The following is a 1,526-nucleotide window of genomic DNA, read 5'->3' on the forward strand; positions in this document are numbered from 1 at the left end:
GTGTCCGAAGTCGTCTGAGTAATCAGAATCAGCTTTTTGAGTTTTGTTAAACATATTTTTAGCGAATTTATAGTCCGATTAGCGCCATAATTGCGCAATGCTAGTGTCCGAAACCGTAAGAGTGAGAAGGATCCGATTGCGTTATGTTTTTAACGCCTGTTTTCGCTTCGATTACAGCAGAGTGGCTTCTTTAATTTTTTTGATAAAATTAAAGTTTTTAGAGATATATATTCAGGAATCTAGCTTTTTAGAGCAGAGTAGGCATGTGTGCTAACGTGTTTGTATAAGATTAGTTGCGTGTTTTAAGCAATAAAGTTAGCAAATAAATCACGGATAGAAAGTCCGCGAGGACTTTCGTAAATAGGCTAAAACCAGCAATTAATTTTATACGTTGTTGGCAATAGTTATTTATTCATCAGTTGTGCATATTTCACAAATCCGATAATTATATTCTTTAGCTTCTTTAATATTTGATTTAGCAATTTTCGCATCGCAATTTGATAATCCTTCGCATCTCAAATTTGTATGATATGCATAAGCTCCTTTACTAACACAAACAAAAACTGAAGTAAAATCCGAATTACTTTCTAAAAATGAATTTACTTTCGAAGGGTATTCAACTGAAACTCTCATTTCGCTATAATTAAAACGAATTTTATTTCCTCTACTTGTTTGATAATTATATACAATTGGCTCATTATAATCTGTGCAATATTTAAATCGGAAATCTGCGTTGCTTTGTATTTTCTCTATAACTCTTAAGTATTCGGTTTTGGATTTAAAATCAAAAATCACAATTGTTCCTGTAGATTTATAGAACTTTATGTACAAATCACTTATTTTACCTTGAAAATAAGGCAAATCAGATGTTCCTCCTGAAAAATAATTATCATTGTTATATAAAGATGTTTTTAAGTTATCAGAGGATGAATTTAATTGATTATAATTTATTTCTTGACTATTAGCATTTGCAATAAATAAGAAAATTATTATAAATATTTTGTATTTAATTTTTGATGTTTTAATCATAACAATAAGTGTCAATTAGATAATAAGTAGTTCCTTTATAGTCAGATTTATTGAGTAGAAAATCTTCACCCTCAATTGTATAAACAAGGAATAAAACTTTGCCTTCTCGATGTGTTTCTTTAAATGTTCCTGATTCAATTAAATAATCATAAATATTCGGTTTAGTTGTTTCAAATCTGAATCCAGGAATATCATTGTATATTGAAACACTCATTATTGCGCTGTACTTTGATTCTAATTTATAAGTCGAATATTGAGAATTATTGTTTTCAGCCATATAAAATATTCCAAGATTGTTAATGTAAGAGTGCATTGCGTTATTGCCTTTGCACTTTAATTTAAACATACTGCTAAATATTTCTATTTCGACATCAGTTATAGTCGGTTTATTTTGGGAAAAACCGAAATTTACGATTAGTAAAGTAATTAATAGGATTGCGTTTTTTTTCATAATTATTGCCAACAATAGGTGTATGTGTAGTAGCGCCCCCAAGGGT

General features: G+C 29.3%; 2 protein-coding genes. Both read right to left on the reverse strand.

Annotated elements, in window-relative coordinates; genetic code table 11:
• Positions 1–408 precede the first annotated feature (408 nt).
• Entirely contained in the window at positions 409–1,029 is a 621-nt protein-coding gene (locus F6U93_RS04075; protein WP_150937104.1) for a hypothetical protein, read from the reverse strand.
• Positions 1,022–1,526 (reverse strand): hypothetical protein (locus F6U93_RS04080; protein WP_225312552.1); only part of this gene is annotated, 505 nt, incomplete at its 5' end. The genes F6U93_RS04075 and F6U93_RS04080, both read right to left, overlap by 8 nt.

Origin of the sequence: Pseudotamlana haliotis (assembly GCF_008806375.1) — a bacterium.
GTDB lineage: Bacteria > Bacteroidota > Bacteroidia > Flavobacteriales > Flavobacteriaceae > Pseudotamlana > Pseudotamlana haliotis.